A 1,002-nucleotide genomic window follows, 5' to 3' on the forward strand; every position below is an offset into this window, starting at 1 on the left:
GGAGCCGTCGCCGAGCGAGGCAGTGCGAACCGCGCTCCGTCTCGGCGGGGGTGCACTCGTCGTCGGCGAGGTCCGCGGCGAGGAGGCGACGGCGCTGTACGAGGCGATGCGTGTCGGCGCTGCCGGCGAAACGGTTCTCGGGACGATCCACGGGGAGGATCCGGAATCGGTCCGAGAGCGTGTGGTCACCGACCTCGGAGTCAGCCGGTCGTCGTTCGCTGCGACGGACCTGCTCGTCGTGTTGAACGACCACCGAGTAGACACCATCTGTGAGGTCATCGATCACGGAGACGACGTCGCGTTCGAACCGCTGTTCGAGCGCTCCGAGAGCGGTTTGCGCGCAACCGGTCGGATGGACCGAGGGGAAAGCCGACTCCTCGAGTACCTCTCACGAGACGGGGAGTCGTTCGCGGCGGCACGAGCGGCCGTGGACCGTCGGGCCGACGCGATCCGCGCGGCGGCCGCCGCCGGACGGATGTCGCCGGATCGGTACACGGGGGCCAAGGGATGACTGAAGCCGGCTCAAGACCTGTCGATCCGGACGGAGGGATCCGATCGGGCAGCGGGATCGGCGACGGCGACACGGCGGACGCGTCCGCCGAGCTCGAGCGGTCGGTCGCGTTCCTCGGCTGGGACGTGACCGCCGACCGGATCGTCGAAGTCGGGTACCGGTTCGGGGTCGTCGCCGGACTGGTCGTGGCCGCGGTCGTGACCCTCGTCGTCGCCCCACCCGCCGGGCTCCTCGCCGGAGCGATCGCAGGGCTGTCGACGACACACGCCACCCATCGGGGGCCCGTCTGGTTGGCGACGCTCCGGCGGACCCGTGCGCTGGGTGCCGCGCCAGGGCTCGTCGGACGGCTGGTGTTGCGGATGCGGCTGGATCCGTCGACCGAGCGGGCCGTCGAGTTCGCCGCACGGACCGGGCGTGGCCCCCTCGCCGAGGCGTTGACACGGCACGAACAGCGCTGTGTGAACGGGCCGACCAGCGGGCTTCGGGCGTTC

The 1,002-nt window shown here is 71.5% G+C and carries 1 protein-coding gene and 1 pseudogene; both read left to right on the forward strand.

The features are described 5' to 3' along the window. On the forward strand, positions 1 to 511 hold a 511-nt coding region (locus tag ACFQEU_RS16570), incomplete at its 5' end, for an ATPase, T2SS/T4P/T4SS family (protein ID WP_379783933.1). Beyond that, a pseudogene (locus ACFQEU_RS16575) lies at positions 508 to 1,002 on the forward strand (type II secretion system protein); the annotation flags it as partial. The gene ACFQEU_RS16570 and the pseudogene ACFQEU_RS16575, both read left to right, overlap by 4 nt.

The organism is Halorubrum tibetense, assembly GCF_042661865.1.
GTDB lineage: Archaea > Halobacteriota > Halobacteria > Halobacteriales > Haloferacaceae > Halorubrum > Halorubrum tibetense.